Source organism: Nocardiopsis yanglingensis (assembly GCF_045809185.1).
Classification (GTDB): domain Bacteria; phylum Pseudomonadota; class Gammaproteobacteria; order Xanthomonadales; family Xanthomonadaceae; genus Stenotrophomonas; species Stenotrophomonas yanglingensis.
Window position 1 is genome coordinate 40679 of the sequence record NZ_JBJNRH010000008.1, and the last position, 16650, is coordinate 57328.

Sequence of the window (16650 nt, forward strand, 5' to 3'; positions counted from 1 at the left end):
ATCCAGTAAAGGGGAAGGATTCAGCACAAGCGGGCTCCCGGTGCATCCAGCGGCGACACCCAGGCATCACTGTCGAAGCCGGCCGCAGCGAACGCTGCCTGCACCGGCGCCGCAGCGGCACGCGCCCGGTCGGCGTCCTCGAACCAGGCGAACACGCTGGGTCCGGCACCTGAGATGCCCGCACCCATTGCATGGGACGACAGCGCCGCATCACGGGCGGCTTCGAAGCCGACAATCAGTCCGGCCCGTCGCGGTTCGACCAGCACATCGCGCAGGCCCGCGCGTACCAGCGCCGCGTCACTGCGATGGCAGCCACTGAGCACCAGCGCGAGGTTCGCGCTCTGCGCCACGAACTCGCCCAGCGCATAACTGCCCTGCAGGGCCTGGCGGGCACGGCGCGTTTCCAGCACCGCGTGCGGATGCACCAGCAGGCTGTGCCAGGTCGCCGGCACCGGAATCGGCAGCAGCCGGTCGGCCGTGCACAGTGCAAGGCCACCCAGCAGCAGCGGCCCAACGTTGTCGCCGTGACGGCCACCGCTGGCCACGGCCTCGCCATCCAGCGCAAACGGATACAGCGCCTCGCGCGACAGCGGCACATCCAGCAGCGCGTTGGCGGCAACCAGCGCCGCGACACTCGACGCTGCCGAACCGCCCATGCCCGAACCGAACGGAATGCCCTTGTCGATCTCCACCGCGAAACCGAAGTCCAGGCCCAACCCTGCGCGCAGCGACATCAACGCAGCACCGGCAGTGTTTCCAGCCGCATCCAGTGGCAGCTCGACGACGCTGCCGCGAATCGCCTCGATGCGCACTACCGGCTCTTCGATGCGGCGCACGCTCACGGTATCGCCGATACCGGCAATGGCATGGCCGAGAATGTCGAAGCCCACTGCCACGTTGGCCACCGAGGCGGGCGCGAACGCACGTGCGATCACAGCCGCGCCCCTTCACCGGCGGCGACCCGCAGCAGGTCCGCGAACACACCCGCTGCCGTCACTTCCGGACCCGCACCCGGCCCCTGCACCACCAACGGGTTGTCGCAGTAGCGACGGGTGCGGAACTGCACCACGTTGTCGGTCAGCCGCAGGTTGGCGAAGGCATGATCGGCCGGCAGTTCCTGCAGGCCGACCGAGGCGCCATCGGCACCCAGCTGTGCCACATAGCGCAGCACCGCCCCCCGCGCCCGCGCGTCCTGCAGGCGCTGCAGCAGGCTGGCATCGGACTCACCCAGCCGCGCCATGAAGTCATCCACGCTGCCCTCGCGCAGCAGCGCCGGCACAAGGCTTTCCACTTCAACCTGCTCAAGGCTGAGCGCGTGGCCGGCTTCGCGGGCGAGGATCACCAGCTTGCGCGCCACATCCACACCCGAAAGATCATCGCGTGGGTCCGGCTCGGTGTAGCCCATCGACCGCGCCTGCGCGACCAGCTGCGAGAACGGCTGGCTGCCATCGAAGCGGTTGAACAACCAGGCCAGCGTGCCGGAGAAGATGCCTTCAATCGCCAGCACCTCGTCACCGGTATCGACCAGGTCGCGCAGCGTGGTGATCACCGGCAGGCCTGCGCCCACCGTGGCCTCGTAGCGGAAACGCGCGCCACTGGCCGCCGCCGCGGCGCGGATGCGCTGGTAGCGCGGCAGCGGCCCGGCGCCAGCCTGTTTGTTCGGGGTCACCACGTGAATGCCGGCCGCCAGCCAGCTCTCATAACGCTCGGCCACCTCGGCACTGCCACTGCAGTCGATCACCACCGCATGCGGCAAGTGTGCGGCCAGCAGGTGCTCGGTGAAACGATCCAGATCGCTGGACTCGCCTGCTTCCTGCAAGGCCTCCCGCCAGTCGGCGTGCAGGCCATCCACTTCCAGGCGCATGCGCGAACGCGAGGCCAGTGCGCGCAGGCGCAGATCCACATTGGCTTTGGCCAGCAGCTGAGGGCGGGCCGCCAACAACTGGTCCAGCAGCGCGGCACCGACGTTGCCCGGCCCGATCACACCCACCGCGAAGGTCTGCGGCGACAGCCAGAAGCCAGCATGTGCAGCGCGCAGCGCGCGGGTGGCATCGGCACTGTCCACCGCCACCGAGATGTTGCGTTCGGACGAACCCTGCGCGATCGCCAGGATGTTCACCTGCGCACGGCCCAGTGCCTCGAACAGGCGTGCGGCCACGCCGGGTTGGCCGGCCATGCCGTCGCCCACCGCCGCCAGGACGCTGACGCCCTCGCTGACCTGCACGCGCTGCACCTGGCCCACCGACAGCTCATGCGCAAACGCGTGCAGCAGAGCCTCACGGCCACGCGCGGCTTCGGCGGCACGCACCACGCAGCAGATCGAATGTTCCGACGAACCCTGCGAGATCATCACCACCGACACCTGCGCCTGACGCAGGGCGGCAAACACACGCTCGGCGGTACCGGGCACACCGATCAGCCCGGTGCCTTCCAGGTTCAGCAGGGCCAACCCGGGGCTCAGGGTCAGGCCCTTCACCGGCCCGCGCGGCGAGCGCTCGGCACTGATGCGCGTCCCCGGATGCGCTGGCTGGAAGGTATTGCGGATGAAGATCGGCAGGCCGAGGCGGATCGCCGGCGACATCGTCTGCGGGTGCACCACCTTGGCGCCGAAATACGCCAGCTCGCAGGCCTCGTCGTAGCTCAGCGACTCCAGCTGCACCGCCTCGGGCACCAGCCGCGGGTCGGCCGACAGCACGCCATCGACATCGGTCCAGATGTGCAGTTCATCGGCGTTGAACAGCGCGGCGAAGATCGCGCCGGAGTAATCGCTGCCGTTGCGGCCAAGCGTGGTGATGCGGTCATCGCGGTCACGCGCGACGAAGCCGGTGGCAACCAGGCGCGATTGCGGGTGCTGCAGGCGCCACTTGGCCAGACGGTCGGCACTGGCCTCCCAGTCCACATCCACACCCAGTTCGCCGTGCCCGACCACCAGTACATCGCGCGCGTCGAGCACCGCACAGTCTTCGCCCAAGGCCCTCAGGTGGGTACCGAGCAGCTGCGCGGAGAACACTTCGCCCAGACCCTGCACGCGGTCGAGTACTTCGCGTGGCAGCTCGCCGATCACCGCCAACGCTGCCAGCACTTCGGCCAGTTGATCGAAGCGGGCGTCGATCCATTCGACGGTCTCGCCCACCTGCTCGCCCAGCAGCGCCACAGCGGCGCCACGATGGCGCGCGCGCAGCGCATGCCAGGCCTCACGCCAGCCTTCGTCACCCTTGGCTGCCAGCTGGGCCAGCTCGATCAGTGCGTCGGTGACCCCCTTCATCGCCGAGACGACAGTGACCTGCAGCGATTCGGGGCGGGCCAGCAGCAGGCCGGCAACATGGCGGTAGCGTTCGGCATCGGCCACCGAGGTGCCGCCGAACTTGTGCACGACGATGGACGGTGCAGCCAGATCGGCCGGGGCAACGGGATGAGCGGGGGCGTGGGAAGACATGCAGACCTCGGTAGGAGGCCCCGTCGCATGCAGGTGTCGAGTTTCCCCGCCACCTGTATGGTGCGGGGCCGTGGTTTTCGGGAGTTACACGAAGACGACGGGCCGCACCAGGGCAGTGGTGACGGTGGTGGTGGTAATGGTGGTGGTGGCGACCGGCGCAGTCGAACGGCCCGCAGTAGCGGGGGCGATCAGGCTGGCGTGGGCGGCATCAAGAACCATGACGCACAGAAAACACCGTGCGCCGGGCCGCTGTCAAGTGCTGCAATGCAAAAAGTCGTTGCCGCGATCATCGGCCAACGTGCCGGCATTTGGTTGCATCTGAGACAAAGCGACCATCAGTACGCTTGACGGCCGTATTCAGCCGGCATGTTCGGCGATCGCGCGCGGCGTGCGGTGGGCGTGCGCGCACAGCATCACGCCGGCCACCAGGAACACGATCGCCAGCGCTTCCAGCAGCGAAGGCCAGCGCTGCTGCCAGGCGAATGCGTAGAGCAACGCGAACAGGGTCTCGAATACGATCATCTGCCCGGTCAGGGTCAACGGCAGCAGGCGGCTGGCACGGTTCCAGAACGCATTGCCAAGGATCGAGGCGACCACCGCTACACCCGCACTGATCGCCCAGAAACCACTCCACTGCGCCGCCGTGTGCCCGCCGGTGTGGCCGATGAAGGCCATCGGCACCAGCAGCAGGGCCAGGCCACCGGTGGTGACGCCGGTCAGCAGCGACCAGTCGTGGCTGGACAGGTCCGGTCGGCGCGCCAGCCAGCGGCTGTTGCCGATCGAGTACAACGCCCACGAGAACAGCGCGCCGAATGCACACAGCAGGCCGATCAGGCGCTGCCGCCACGGGGTTGCCAGGTGCTCGGACATCAATGCTTCCCAGCCAACCAGTGCCACGCCCAGCACGCACAGCCCCAGTGCCGGCAACAGCTGCTTCAGGGGAACAGCGCCCTGCTCGCGCACGCCGACCAGGGTCACCACCACCGGAATCAGGCCAACAATCAGGGACGCCGCCGCGCCACCGGCCCACTGCACCGCCGTCGCCAGCAGCAGGAAATACACCAGGTTCCCGGCCAGGCTCAGCCACAGCAGGCCGATCCATTCGGCACGGCCCAGCCGCGGTGCCAGCCGCTTCCAGCGCGGCAGCAGCAGGGCTACGGCGATCAGGCCGTAGATGAGATAGCGGCCGGCCGACAATTGCAGGGCGTTGAACGACTGCAGCACGGCGGGCGCGAGGAAAACCACGCCCCACAGCGCGCCAGCGGCAACGCCATTGGCGATGCCCAGGGCCATCGGGTTGTTGCGCATTCGGGTTCTTCGGGGGAGAGAACAGGCCGCGCAGTGTAAGCGCTGGCCGGTGGGCGCTCTTGACCGAGGCTACTGCCTTGTCATCTCTGTAGAGCCGAGCCAATGCTCGGCTGCGATTGGCCACTGTGCAGATAAGGACAGCCGAGCGTGGGCTCGGCTCTACAAGTCAGCCGGCGCCCCGGCGCCACGCGGCCGGGGTCTGGCCACACTCGCGGCGCAGCGCGCGGGTCAGTGCGCTCTGCTCGGAATAGCCTGCCGCCAGCGCGATATCGCTGATCGACGCCATGCTGGTGCGCAACCGATGCTTGGCCCAGCGCAACCGGCACGCGCTCAGCCAGGCCTGCGGGCTGAGCCCGAAATCACGCTGGAACAGCGCGTGCAACCGGCTCTCGCTGACCCCGACGAATCCGGCCATGCGCGCCACCGGCCAGGCCTGACCCGGATCGGCCTGCACCGCCGCGCACAGTCCCTGCATGCGCGCGCCACTGCCGGCCGGTGCAAATACCTGCAGCAGCTGCGGTAGCAGGGCCGGCATCGGCTGCCCTGCCTGCACCTCGGCCAGGCTGCGGCGCAGCGCCAGCGGCAGGTGCAGCCAGCGCTGGCGGCACAGATGCTCCTGGGTGCCATCATCAAGCACGCCCGGCGGACAGTCGACGATCACGAAACCATTGGGACCATCAGCCATCTGGTCATGCGCTTCGCCAGCGGCAACAAAAGCGCCCTGCAGCAGGTCCAGCCGACCGCCGCGCCCCTCCATCTCGAACTGCAGCTCGCCCTGCAGCGGCAGCACCCACTGCGCGTAGTCATGACGGTCCAGGCCGGTGGCCTGGCCGTAGTGCCGCAGGTGGAAGATGGCGCCCATCCGGGCAGTGTGCGCGTGTAACAACGGCCGTGCAAACCGCTGCTATAGTCGATCCGTCATCCAACGCAGGGAGTGCAGGTCATGACCCATCAGCACGTACTCGCGGTACTCACCGCCAGCCTCGGCCTGGCGCTTGCTGTTCCAGCCCTGGCCCAGGAACGTACCCCTCCCGCCCCACACTGCATGGACGCCGTTGGCGTGCAGGAAGTGGAACAGGCCTCACCCCGCTCGATCGCGCTGCGCGCGGCCTCCGGCCAGGCCTATCGCATCGACTTCAGCGAGGATTGCCCCGGTGTCCGCAGTGCCACCACGCTGAAGCTGGAAGCACCCGCCGGCTGGGCCTGCGGTCGTCCCAGCGAGCGCGTCGTGGTCGATGGCCGCAGCTGCGCCGTCAGTGCGGTCACCCCGGTGCAGAACCGGGACTTCGCCAACGTGGCCCGCGACAGTGACCGCCTGCGCACGGCCACCCTGCCCGCGGTGACCATCCGCGAACGCAAGGAAATCCGCCGCGGCTTCGGCGGCTCGCCGTCGTACTGCTTCGCCACCCGCAACGTCCGCGCGTGGTCGTCCGACCCGCAGGGCATGCTGGTGGAGACCAATCCGCGCCGCAATGGTGGCCACCGCTACTACCGTGTCGAGCTCGGCAGCCACTGTCGCCAGCTCGATCGTGCGCCGCAGCTCAGCTTCCGCTCCGGCATGCAGAACGGCCTGATCTGTGGCAATCCCGGTGACCGCATCCTCACCGCCGATTTCGAGAACGGCGACCTGCGCAGCGATACGCTGGCCCCGCTGCCGCAATACACTCGCGGCGCCTGCACGATCCAGGCGGTTTACCCGGCCTCCAGCCAGGCGTCGAACTAACCGTCGACGCCGAGGAAGGTGAACGGTGCGCTGGGCACGAAGTGACCCAGCGCATCGCCGGCAAAGGTATTGCGCTGGTCCTTGCCAAGGTCGAGTTTGAGCACCTGCCCGGCAAAATCGACCTTGTTCAGATCGACCCAGAAGGTGTTCGGGGTCAATGCCGATTCGAAGAAGTACAGCCGCCGCTTGTGGTCGGCCACGGTGCGCCAACGCGTGGATGAGATGTTCGGCTCACCCGGCGTGGTGATGCCGTACGGCACCGATGCGTTGCGGATCACGCTGAACACACTGGCCAGGGCCTCCACCGGATCCTCGGCCTTGGGAATGGCATTGATGTAGAACGACGCGCGCGCGAAGCGGTCGGACGAGCGGTTGGTGCCCGGCAGCATCACCGTGCCACCGATCTGCTGCCAGTAGCTGTTGAGTGCCAGCTGCTGCTCGAAGACCGGCGAGTTGGTCATCACCTGGTAGCGGCGGTCGTGATGGATCACCTGGCGGCCGCCGATGTATTCGACAATGGCACTGTCACCGGTCGCGTCGGACAGCGACAGATGCAACGTTGCCTGCCGATCTTCGCCGGGCACCTTGTCGGTGACGATCGAGTACGGCTCGCGCTTCAACGCGGTGACCGCCTCTTCCACGGTGGCGAAGTTGTCCAGTACATACTGCGCCCACAGCGAAATGGCCAGGCCCGGCTTGTTGCCACGCTGCTGCGGATACTCCGATTCCACCAGCCACAGCAGGTTGGCGACCAGGCCCTTCTCGTTCATGCCATCGGTGGTCGACACGTCGTATCCGGTCGCTACCACGCTGCCATAGCGCGCGGTCCAGGCCAGCGACTTCGGACCGGCCTGGCCGGTGCGTGCGATGCCACGCGGCAGCACGTAGAGATTGGTCGCTACATCGACCTTCCAGTCCATCGAGCGCGCGGTGATCACATCACCGTTGTCGCCCAGGTACACCGCACGCGTGCAGGCCAGCGCCGGTGCTGCCGCTGCGATCAGTGCGACCGCAAGCAGTGCCCTTTCCTTCCACTTCATCCGTGCCATGTCTTTCTGCTCCTTTCCCCGTGATCCATGGATATGACCCCATGCAGGGTGACACAGCGGTGAAGCCTCAGCGAACCACGCGATCGTGCAGCCAGAAACCCGCAAGCATCGCCGGTACGAACCACAAGGCTTCGCGCGACCCCACCGCCAGCCCGGCGATGACAGGGCCCGGGCAATAGCCCGCCCATCCCCAGCCGATGCCGAACAGCGCCGCGCCCAGCACCAGGCGCAGATCGACACCGCGCGCAGCAGGCAATTGGAAGCGCATTGCGCACGACGGACGCGCGCGCCGCAGCGCCCAGCGCTGGCCAACCGCGCTGACCAGCAGTGCAGAGGCCAACACCCAGGCCAAGGTGGGATCGAAATCGCCGGCGATATCGAGGAAACCAAGGATGCGGCGCGGATCGGTCATGCCGGCCAACGCCAGGCCTGCACCGAAAAGCGCGCCTGCCGCACCGGCAGCCACCATCGCGCGGCTCATGCGAAGCCCCCGCCGTGACGGATCAGGAACGTGGTCAGCATCGCACAGGCCATGAACACCAGCACCGCCAGCAGCGACCGCTTTGAGCCGCGGGCCAAGCCACAGACCCCGTGACCGCTGGTGCAGCCGTTGCCCAACCGGGTACCGAAACCGACCAGCAGGCCGGCGCCGACCAGCTGCCACGCCGGCAAGGCGTCACGCAGCAAGGTGCGGGGCGCTTGCCCTGGCGCGGCCTGCCACCACAGCACCAGCCCTGCAGCGGCCAGCAGGCCGAGCAGGAACGCCCAGCGCCAACCCCGCTCGCCCGGCGCGGCACGCACGCTGCCAGCGGCGATGCCACTGATGCCGGCGACCCGACCCGTTGTGGCCAGCAACAGCACCGCCGCCGCGCCGATCAACGCGCCCCCCGCCACCGCGGCCCACGGCAGGGTCATGACCTGCCTCCGCTCAATCCGTTCATTCGCTTGCCTTTTAATTTAGATTTTTCTAAATTAGCCTCTTCTAAATCAAAAGGTCAACCATGGCCCGCACCCCGCTCGACAGCGCCGCCATGGCCAAACACGCCGCCCAGGCTGCAACGCTGCTTAAAAGCCTGGCCCATCCTGCGCGGCTGCGCGTGCTGTGCCGGCTGGTCGAAGGTGAGGCGCCGGTGCCGGAACTGCAGGCACTGACCGGACTCAGCGCATCCGCGCTGTCACAGCATCTGGCGGTGCTGCGCGAACTGGATATTGTCGCGACACGGCGCGAAGCGCAGGCCATCCACTACCGCGTGGTTGAAGGGCCCGCACTGGGCGTGCTGCAGGCGCTGCATGCCGCCTATTGCGGCGATGCCGCGCGCTGAATCTCAACCGGCGTGCAGGGCCGGCTGCACCACCTGGTCGAGCAGGTCTACCGGCGTGGGTGCCGAACGGTCGCCCTCCAGGGCACGGCTGAACCCCGACCAGTCGCTGGAAGACAGCTGGCGCAGCAGCGTTGCATCCACCGGCAACGCGCGCATCGACCAGTACGGAAACTGACGCTGACCGAGGCGGCCACGCGCAAGTTCGATGATGTCGATGTGGCTGCCGGCCTGCAGGATGCGCTCGTAGACCGAGTCGATACCGTCCGGCGGCCCCTCGATGTACTGCAGGAAACGATCGCCATCATGCAGCAGTACACCGGTCACCCCGGCCAGCTTGTTGAAGCGTGCCGCATCTTCGACCAGCGCCTGAAGGCGATCGACAGAGAGCTCCGGCAACGCCCGGCTGACGTAGGCGATGGCGCGCAATGGCATGGTGCTTCCTTGGCTGGGTGTGAACGCACGGTAGCAGTTGCGGACGAGCCCGTCTCAATACGCCCGCACACTTCCTGAAGAATTCAGGTTGCGATGGAGCCCGTCCCGTCCCATCGACGCGGCAGGACCGCCTCGAACACGACCTGTCCAGCCTCGTTGCGTGCACCGATACGACCACCATGGGCACGGACGAACTGGTCCACGATGTACAGGCCGAGGCCCAGGCCCTTGCTCTGGTGGAAACTGGCCTTGAACGGTTCGAACAGCCGCGGCAGCAGCGCATCGTCGATGTGGCCGGCATTGCTCACCCGCAGCACCACGGTGCGGGCATCATGTCCATCCAGCTGCACCAGCGCTTCGCTGCCATGGGTCAACGCATTTCCGACCAGGTTGGCCGCAATCTGGCCCAGGCGATCCATATCGCCCTGCAGGCGCGTATCGCCGACGACGTCGAGGCGGATGCGCTCATGGCCATGGGCGCTGCCCGCTTCGGCGATCACCGCGTGAGTGACCTCGCGCAGGTCGCAGGCCACCGCCTCCAATCGCAGGCCGCCGCTGCGGATGCGCGAGAAATCCAGCAGCTGCTCCACCATCCGCGCCATGCGCAGGGTGCTGGCCTCCAGGAACTGCAGCGTCTGCTGCGCACCCGCGTTGTCCTGCGGAAGCTCCAGCGCCAGCTTGTCCGCACACAGCAGGATGGCCGACAGTGGTGTACGCAGGTCGTGGGTCAGCACCGCGGCCATCGTCTCGTTGAGCTTGAGCGCACGCTCCAGCGCTTCGTTGCGCGCCTTCAGCAGCTGCCGCTGCTGGTACAGCTCGATGAAGACGTTGACCTTGCTCAGGATCACCTGCGGCGCCACCGGCTTGTGCAGGAAGTCGACCGCGCCGGTTTCGTAACCCTTGAACGCACGCAGCGGATCGTCCGGCGAGGCCGTCAGGAAAATGATCGGCACCGTGCGGCTGCGATGCGAACCGCGCATCAGCTCGGCCAGGGTGAAACCATCGATTTCCGGCATGTGCACGTCCAGCAGGGCCAACGCGACCTCGTGCTCGAGCAGCAGCTCAAGCGCCTGCGCGCCCGAACCGGCCAGCAACAGATTCACGCCCTCACGCTGCAGCAGCGCCTGCATGGCTACCAGGTTCTGCGGCACGTCATCGACGATCAGCAGGTTGACCGGGGACTGCGACTGCGCAGGGTCCGGTGGCAACAGGTTCATGCAAACAACTCCTTCAGGCGACGACACATCAGTTCAAGGGGCAGCACGGCATCGGCACCGGCGTACTGCAGGGCGGACGCCGGCATCATCGATGCCTCGGCCTCCTCGGGACATTGAAGCCAGGCACGGCCACCGGCGGCACGCACCGCAGCCACGCCTTCACTGCCATCGCTGCTGGCACCGGTCAGCAGCAGCGCCAGTACCTGCGCACCGAACACCGCCGCAGCGGAGTCGAACAGCGGGTCAATGGCCGGGCGCGAGAACAGCACGGGTGCATCCACCGACAGCGCGACCGCGCCGGCATTCTCCACCAGCAGGTGGTAGTCCGGAGGCGCGAACGTCACCGTACCCGGCTGCAGCGGCTGCTTGTCCTCCGCTTCGCGCACCGGCAGCGCGCAGTATGGCGCCAGCACCTCGGCGATGCGGCTGGTGCGGTCACGCGGCAGGTGCAGCACGGCCAGCACCGGTACCGGCAACTTGCCCGGCAGTGCACCGAGCACCGCCTGCAGGGCCGCCACGCCACCGGCAGACGCGCCGATCACCAGCACGGCAGGGCGCGCCGGCAGCGCCATCAGGCCACCTTCCGGTACAGGCGGTGCTCGCGCGAACAGACCTCGAAGGCGTCATGGTGGCACCCGAACTGCAGCGACTCCTTGCTGCCCAGGCCAAGGAAGCCTCGATGCACCAGCGCCTCACGGAACAGGCCTACCGCGCGGTCCTGCAGATCGCGGTTGAAATAGATCAGCACATTGCGGCACGACACCAGGTGCACTTCGGAGAACACGGTATCGGTGGCCAGGCTGTGGTCGGCGAACACCACGTTGCGGCGCAGCTGGCGGTCGAACACCGCACCGTCGTACGCCGTGGCGTAATAGTCGGACAGCGACGCCGTGCCGCCGGCCGCCAGATAGTTGCGGCTGAACTGGGCCATCCGGTCGATGCCATAGGCGCCCGCCTCGGCGGTGGCCAACGCGGCCGGATTGATGTCGGTGGCATAGACGATGCTGCGATCAAGCAGACCTTCCTCGTGCAGCAGGATCGCCAGCGACCACACTTCCTCACCGGTGCTGCAACCTGCCACCCACAGCTTCACCGACGGATAGGTGCGCAGTACCGGCACCACCTGCTCGCGCAGCTCACGGAAGTACGCGGGGTCACGGAACATCTCCGAGACCTGCACGGTGAAGAACTGCATGGCCTGGGCGAACAGCTCCGGCTCGTGCAGCAGCCGGTACTGCAGGTCGACCAGCCGTTCGCACTCATAGCGCTGCATCGCCTGGCGCATTCGCCGGCGCAGCGACGACACCGCATAACTGCGGAAATCGTAGTGGTAGCGCTGGTACAGCGCCTCCAGCAGGACCTTCAGTTCCAGGTCGAACAGCGCCTGTTCGTTCATTGCCGCGAGCACCAGACCCGGCACAGCGAGACCAGCTTGTCGACGTCGATGGGCTTGGCGATGTAGTCGTTGGCGCCGGCCTGCAGGCAGCGCTCACGGTCATCGGGCATCGCCTTGGCCGTCAGCGCGATGATCGGCAGGTCCTGCAGGTGGCGCTGCGCGCGGATCTCGCGCATCGCGGCCAGACCGTCCTTCTCCGGCATCATGATGTCCATCAGTACCAGATCGACCTCGCGCTCGGCCAGGCGATCGACCGCTTCCTGGCCATTGCGCGCGATCTCCAGCGTGACGCCGAGCGGCTCGAGCACGCTGGACAGCGCGAAGATGTTGCGCACATCGTCCTCGGCCAGCAGCACGGTACGGCCATCCAGCACGGTGTCGCGGCGGCGCGCCTCGCGCAGCAGGCGCTGCTGGTCGGTGGGCAGGCTGGCCTCGACGCTGTGCAGGAACAGGGTCACTTCATCCAGCAGGCGCTCGGGCGAGCGCGCACCCTTGATGATGATGCTCTTCGAATAGCGGCGCAGGCGCTGCTCTTCCTCGCGGCCGAGCGCGCGACCGGTATAGACGATCACCGGCGGGAAGCCGACATCATCGTTGCCGGCCATGTGCTCGAGCAGGTCGTAGCCGCTGCCGTCGGGCAGCGACAGGTCCATCACCATGCAGTCGAAGGTGACCGTGCTGAGCTGCTCCAGCGCACCGGCCAGGGTTCCCACGGCGACGATCTGCAGCTGATCACGGCCCAGCAGCAGTTCCAGGTTGTGGCGCAGCTCGCTGTCGTCCTCGACGATCAGCAGGCGCCGCACGTCGCGCTGGCTGGTCTGTTCCAGCTGTTCGATGGCCGTCACCAGCCGTTCGCGCGTGGTCGGCTTGATCGCGAAACCAATCGCGCCCAGCTCCCGTGCCACCTGGCTGCGGTCCATCGCCGAGACCACGTGCACCGGAATATGCCGGGTATCGGGGTTGCGCTTCAGGCGCTCCAGCACGCTCAGGCCGGACACGTCCGGCAGGCCGATATCGAGCAGAATGCCGTTCGGGCGCAGCTCGCTGGCCAGGGTCAGCGCCTCCTCGGCGGTCCCGGCCACCACACAGTCGAAGTCAAGTTCATGGGCCAGGGCCACCAGCGCTTCGGCGAACGTGGCGTCGTCCTCGACGGCCAGGATCAAGCGGCCGGCGCGCTGGCGACGACCGCGGTCATCGGCCACGCTGGGCGCCGTGGTGACTGGCGCCATCGCAGACGTTGCAGGCGCCGGCATCGCCGGCGCAGCGGCCGCGACCGGCGACGCCACGGGAGCGGCGGAGATGTCAGCGGTATTCGATGCCGGGGCACCCTGCAACGGCAGTTCCAGGATGAAGCAGCTGCCACGACCCGGCTCACTGTCGACCTGGATGCTGCCACCCATGCGTTCGGCCAGATCGCGCGAGATCGACAGGCCCAGGCCAGTGCCACCGTAACGGCGGCGGGTGCTGCCATCCGCCTGGCGGAAGGCTTCGAAGATGACCTGCAGCTGCTCACGGGCAATGCCGATACCGCTGTCGCAGACCTCGAAACGGATGCGGCCCTGGCCGCCCGCACGCACGTGCAGGCTGACCTTTCCATGCTCGGTGAACTTCACCGCATTGGCCAGCAGGTTCTTCAGGATCTGCTGCAGACGCTGGCTGTCGGCCACCAGCTGGCTCGGCGCCAGCGCATCGGCCTCGATCTGCAGGGCCAGGCCCTTCTGCCGCGCCATCGGCTCGAAGGTCTCGCGCAGGCGCTGCAGCACGCTGCCCGTCACCACCACTTCATCGGCCAGCTCGACGTGGCCGGCCTCGATGCGCGACAGGTCCAGGATGTCATTGATCAGCGCCAGCAGATCGTTGTTGGACGACAGGATTGCACGCGCATACTTCACCTGTTCTTCGGTGAGCGTGCCGTCCTTGTTGTCGGCCAGCAGCTTGGCCAGGATCAGCGAGCTGTTCAGCGGCGTGCGCAGCTCGTGCGACATGTTGGCCAGGAATTCGGACTTGTACCGCGAGGTGGCGGCCAGTTCGTTGCTGTTGCGCACCAGCTGGCTCTGCGCGACCAGCAGCGCCTGCTTCTGCGCTTCCAGCTCGTGGGTGCGCTCTTCCAGCTGCACGTTGCTCTGTTCCAGCTCGGCCTGCTGTTCCTCCAGATGGGTCTGCGAGTGCTGCAGGCTGCGGCTCTGCTCTTCCAGTTCTTCATTCGCCACGCGCAGCTCTTCCTGCTGCGCCTGCAGTTCCTCGCCCTGACGCTGCGATTCCTCCAGCAGGACCACCAACTGTGCGCGCAGCAGCGAGGCGCGCAGCGCCATGCCGATGGTCTCTGCGCAGCGTTCCAGCAGCTCACGATCCAGCTCGCGCTGCCCGCCCACCCGCGCACGGCCCAGTTCAATCACACCGACCACCGCACCATCGCTGTTGATCGGCGCAAGGACGCGTTCGCGCACCGGCAGCCGGCCCAGGCTGGTCTGCAGTTCAAGCATGCCGGCGTCATCGCCGTGCAGATGGCGCACGCGCTCATCTCGGGCCACCTGCCCGGCCAGCCCTTCCTGCAACGCCAGCGACGCAGGCATGCCGGAGGGCAATGCCAGGCCACCCGTCAGCTGCAGTCGCCCACCTTCCAAGCGGTAGATGGCACCGACCTCGGCCTCCAGTTGCGCGCCCAGGCTGGTTGCCGCCGCCTCGGCGATCTGCTCCGGGCCCAGGTCACCGCGCAGGCTCATCGCCACCGCGTTCTCGGCTTCCTGCAGCCATAGCGCCCGCATCGCTTCGCGCCGCGCCTGGATGGCGCGGGAGACGATCAGCGCGATCATCAGGAACGCACACCCGCCAATGCTTCGGTTGATGAACGAGAACGACGAGTTGTTGCTGGCTGGCGCCACGTTGAAGCCGATCACCAGCAGGACACAGGCGATCATCGCGACCACGAACGGCGCGCGCGCACTGCGCTGGAACACCGTGACGCCCACGGCCAGGAAATAGGCCAGCCAGACCGCGTATCCCAGCGGCACCACCAGTTCCAGCGCGATGGTCGCTGCAAGCAGTACGGCGGAGGTCATCCAGATCCAGCGGTCACGCGTAGTCGCACCAGGACGCATGCAGGTCGGTTCCAGAGGCAAAGGGTGGGTGATGGTACTCCGTGTCGCATTCAGCCGCACAGGACCAATGGCACGTGTCGCACCTCCACGCCGCCTTCACACTTGAATGCCTAGCTTCACGTCCCTCACAGGGGTAACACTTATTTTTACGTGGACGCTGCCGCTTCTACGACGTCCGTGCTGACGGACCCTTCCCGACAACTGCGACTGCTGATCGACAGCGTGCGCGATCATGCGCTGTACCTGCTTGATCCCGAAGGCATCGTCTGCAGCTGGAATCCCGGCGCGGAACGCATCAAGGGCTATTCAGCCGAGGAAGTGGTTGGCACCCACTTTGGCCGTTTCTATCTGGCTGCCGATCGCGAGGCCGGTGAGCCGCAACGCCTGCTCCGTCATGCAGCGCAGCATGGCCACGTTGCCAGTGAAGGCTGGCGGGTGCGCCGTGATGGCTCGTCGTTCCGCGCCAGCGTGGTCATCGAGCCGGTGATCGAGGCCGGCGAGCTGCTGGGCTTCGTCAAGATCACCCGTGACATCACCGAGCAATGGCAGGCACAGCGACTGCTGCGCGATGCCCAGCGTGCGCTGCGCAACACCCAGCAGTTCGAGACGGTCGGCCGGCTCAGCCGTGGTCTCTCGCACGAGTTCAACAACCTGCTGACCACCATCGGCAACGCACTGGACCTGCTGTCGCTGCGCGTGAACGGTGACGATGCGCGCGCCGCCGAGCTGCTGGATGCGGCGCAGACTGCGACCGATCGTGGCGCCCTGCTCACCCGCCAGCTGCTGGCCTTCAGTACCGGCCAGACGCTGATCCGCGAACCGGTGGACATCAATGCACTGGTACGGCAATGGCTGCCGGACCTGCAGCGCGCCTGCCCGCCCACGGTGACGCTGGACGCCCGCCTCACGCCGGGCCTGCCGCAGGTGAGCACCGATGCGCTGCAGCTGCAGACGGCGCTGGCCAATCTGGTCGCCAATGCCGCGGATGCTACCCTTGAAGGCGGCCGCATCCTGATCGGAACCGCGCTGGAGCATCGCCTCGACCCGGATGCGGACTCCACGCTGCAACGTGGCTATGTCACCCTCAGCGTCTGCGATGAGGGCCACGGGATGGCGGCCGACATCGCCGAACGGGCGACCGAGCCGTTCTTCACCACCAAGGACATCGGCAAAGGCAGCGGCCTCGGCCTGAGCCAGGTGTTCGGATTCACTACCCAGAGCGGCGGCTTCGTCGATGTGTCCACCACGCCCGGTGTCGGCACCACGGTCAGCCTGCTGCTACCCGCAACAGAGGAAGCAACCCATGACCGATGACCCGATCCGCGTATTGATGGTGGAAGACCAGACCGATCTTCGCGAAATGATCGGCCTGGCCCTGCGCGATTTCGGCATCGAGGTGGCCACCACCGCCGATGGCCACGAGGCCGCGGAACTGCTCAAGGGCGAAGCGCGCTTCGATGTGGTGTTCAGCGATATCAGCATGCCCAACGGCATGTCCGGCATCGAACTGAGCGAACACGTGGCACGCGAGCAGCCGCAGGCACGGATGATCCTGTCGTCCGGCTACGCCCGCTCGCAGCTGCCGCCGCTACCCGAGCAGGTCGAGTTCCTGCCCAAGCCCTATCGCCTGCGCCAGCTGGTCGAGCTGTTGAAGCAGGACTGACGGCTC

Annotated in this window: 17 protein-coding genes; 5 read left to right on the plus strand and 12 right to left on the minus strand. The window is 67.2% G+C overall.

What is annotated here, in order from left to right; translation table 11 throughout:
• Window positions 1-20 precede the first annotated feature (20 nt).
• Together ACJ7C5_RS12340 and thrA are read right to left on the minus strand one after the other, a co-directional pair.
• Window positions 21-935 carry a homoserine kinase gene (locus ACJ7C5_RS12340; protein WP_412704059.1) on the minus strand — a complete coding sequence of 305 codons (915 nt, stop codon included), beginning with the start codon at window positions 933-935 and terminating at the stop codon, window positions 21-23.
• The gene (gene thrA / locus ACJ7C5_RS12345) at window positions 932-3436 is read right to left on the minus strand and encodes a bifunctional aspartate kinase/homoserine dehydrogenase I (RefSeq protein ID WP_094001904.1); all 2505 of its coding nucleotides are present in this window, start codon (window positions 3434-3436) and stop codon (window positions 932-934) included. The genes ACJ7C5_RS12340 and thrA overlap by 4 nt, the downstream gene beginning before the upstream one ends.
• A gap of 27 nt (window positions 3437-3463) precedes the next feature.
• Here thrA and ACJ7C5_RS12350 point away from each other — a divergent pair, with 27 nt between their 5' ends.
• Window positions 3464-3784, plus strand: coding sequence for a hypothetical protein (locus ACJ7C5_RS12350; RefSeq protein ID WP_176510634.1), 321 nt, complete (start codon window positions 3464-3466; stop codon window positions 3782-3784).
• A gap of 9 nt (window positions 3785-3793) precedes the next feature.
• On the opposite strand, the gene ACJ7C5_RS12355 is transcribed toward ACJ7C5_RS12350, so the two are convergent.
• Together ACJ7C5_RS12355 and ACJ7C5_RS12360 are read right to left on the minus strand one after the other, a co-directional pair.
• The gene (locus ACJ7C5_RS12355) at window positions 3794-4744 is read right to left on the minus strand and encodes a DMT family transporter (protein ID WP_412704060.1); all 951 of its coding nucleotides are present in this window, start codon (window positions 4742-4744) and stop codon (window positions 3794-3796) included.
• Between the two features lie 166 nt (window positions 4745-4910).
• The gene (locus tag ACJ7C5_RS12360) at window positions 4911-5606 is read right to left on the minus strand and encodes a helix-turn-helix transcriptional regulator (RefSeq protein WP_094001902.1); all 696 of its coding nucleotides are present in this window, start codon (window positions 5604-5606) and stop codon (window positions 4911-4913) included.
• A gap of 81 nt (window positions 5607-5687) precedes the next feature.
• Between ACJ7C5_RS12360 and ACJ7C5_RS12365 the strand changes: the two genes are divergently transcribed.
• Window positions 5688-6467 carry a DUF6491 family protein gene (locus ACJ7C5_RS12365; RefSeq protein WP_412704061.1) on the plus strand — a complete coding sequence of 260 codons (780 nt, stop codon included), beginning with the start codon at window positions 5688-5690 and terminating at the stop codon, window positions 6465-6467.
• On the opposite strand, the gene ACJ7C5_RS12370 is transcribed toward ACJ7C5_RS12365, so the two are convergent.
• From ACJ7C5_RS12370 to ACJ7C5_RS12380, 3 genes are all read right to left on the minus strand, one after another.
• Window positions 6464-7516, minus strand: coding sequence for a linear amide C-N hydrolase (locus ACJ7C5_RS12370; protein ID WP_412704062.1), 1053 nt, complete (start codon window positions 7514-7516; stop codon window positions 6464-6466). The two genes, ACJ7C5_RS12365 and ACJ7C5_RS12370, sit on opposite strands and share 4 nt — an antisense overlap.
• A gap of 67 nt (window positions 7517-7583) precedes the next feature.
• Window positions 7584-7997 carry a DUF6691 family protein gene (locus ACJ7C5_RS12375; RefSeq protein WP_412704063.1) on the minus strand — a complete coding sequence of 138 codons (414 nt, stop codon included), beginning with the start codon at window positions 7995-7997 and terminating at the stop codon, window positions 7584-7586.
• A complete protein-coding gene (locus ACJ7C5_RS12380) occupies window positions 7994-8431 on the minus strand; it encodes a YeeE/YedE family protein (protein WP_094001898.1) in 438 nt (145 codons plus the stop codon). The genes ACJ7C5_RS12375 and ACJ7C5_RS12380 overlap by 4 nt, the downstream gene beginning before the upstream one ends.
• An 86-nt stretch (window positions 8432-8517) precedes the next feature.
• On the opposite strand from ACJ7C5_RS12380, the gene ACJ7C5_RS12385 reads away from it, so the two are divergent.
• Window positions 8518-8838 (plus strand): ArsR/SmtB family transcription factor, encoded by a 321-nt coding sequence (locus ACJ7C5_RS12385; RefSeq protein WP_412704064.1) that lies wholly within the window; start codon window positions 8518-8520, stop codon window positions 8836-8838.
• 3 nt (window positions 8839-8841) lie between these two features.
• Here ACJ7C5_RS12385 and ACJ7C5_RS12390 read toward each other — a convergent pair whose 3' ends face one another.
• From ACJ7C5_RS12390 to ACJ7C5_RS12410, 5 genes are all read right to left on the minus strand, one after another.
• Window positions 8842-9270, minus strand: a complete 429-nt coding sequence (locus ACJ7C5_RS12390) for a BLUF domain-containing protein (protein WP_295556692.1) — start codon at window positions 9268-9270, stop codon at window positions 8842-8844.
• Window positions 9271-9353: 83 nt separating this feature from the next.
• The gene (locus ACJ7C5_RS12395) at window positions 9354-10487 is read right to left on the minus strand and encodes a hybrid sensor histidine kinase/response regulator (protein ID WP_412704065.1); all 1134 of its coding nucleotides are present in this window, start codon (window positions 10485-10487) and stop codon (window positions 9354-9356) included.
• On the minus strand, window positions 10484-11059 hold the full coding sequence (locus ACJ7C5_RS12400; protein WP_088025788.1) for a chemotaxis protein CheB: 576 nt from the start codon (window positions 11057-11059) through the stop codon (window positions 10484-10486). The genes ACJ7C5_RS12395 and ACJ7C5_RS12400 overlap by 4 nt, the downstream gene beginning before the upstream one ends.
• Window positions 11059-11883, minus strand: coding sequence for a CheR family methyltransferase (locus ACJ7C5_RS12405; protein ID WP_032127427.1), 825 nt, complete (start codon window positions 11881-11883; stop codon window positions 11059-11061). Before ACJ7C5_RS12405 ends, ACJ7C5_RS12400 begins: the two co-directional genes overlap by 1 nt.
• Window positions 11880-14981: a response regulator gene (locus ACJ7C5_RS12410; protein ID WP_412704066.1), complete on the minus strand. Its 3102-nt coding sequence runs from the start codon at window positions 14979-14981 to the stop codon at window positions 11880-11882. Before ACJ7C5_RS12410 ends, ACJ7C5_RS12405 begins: the two co-directional genes overlap by 4 nt.
• A 177-nt stretch (window positions 14982-15158) precedes the next feature.
• Here ACJ7C5_RS12410 and ACJ7C5_RS12415 point away from each other — a divergent pair, with 177 nt between their 5' ends.
• Both ACJ7C5_RS12415 and ACJ7C5_RS12420 read left to right on the plus strand, forming a co-directional pair.
• Entirely contained in the window at window positions 15159-16295 is a 1137-nt protein-coding gene (locus ACJ7C5_RS12415) for a two-component system sensor histidine kinase NtrB (protein WP_412704067.1), read from the plus strand.
• The gene (locus tag ACJ7C5_RS12420) at window positions 16285-16644 is read left to right on the plus strand and encodes a response regulator (RefSeq protein WP_088025785.1); all 360 of its coding nucleotides are present in this window, start codon (window positions 16285-16287) and stop codon (window positions 16642-16644) included. The genes ACJ7C5_RS12415 and ACJ7C5_RS12420 overlap by 11 nt, the downstream gene beginning before the upstream one ends.
• Window positions 16645-16650 lie beyond the last annotated feature (6 nt).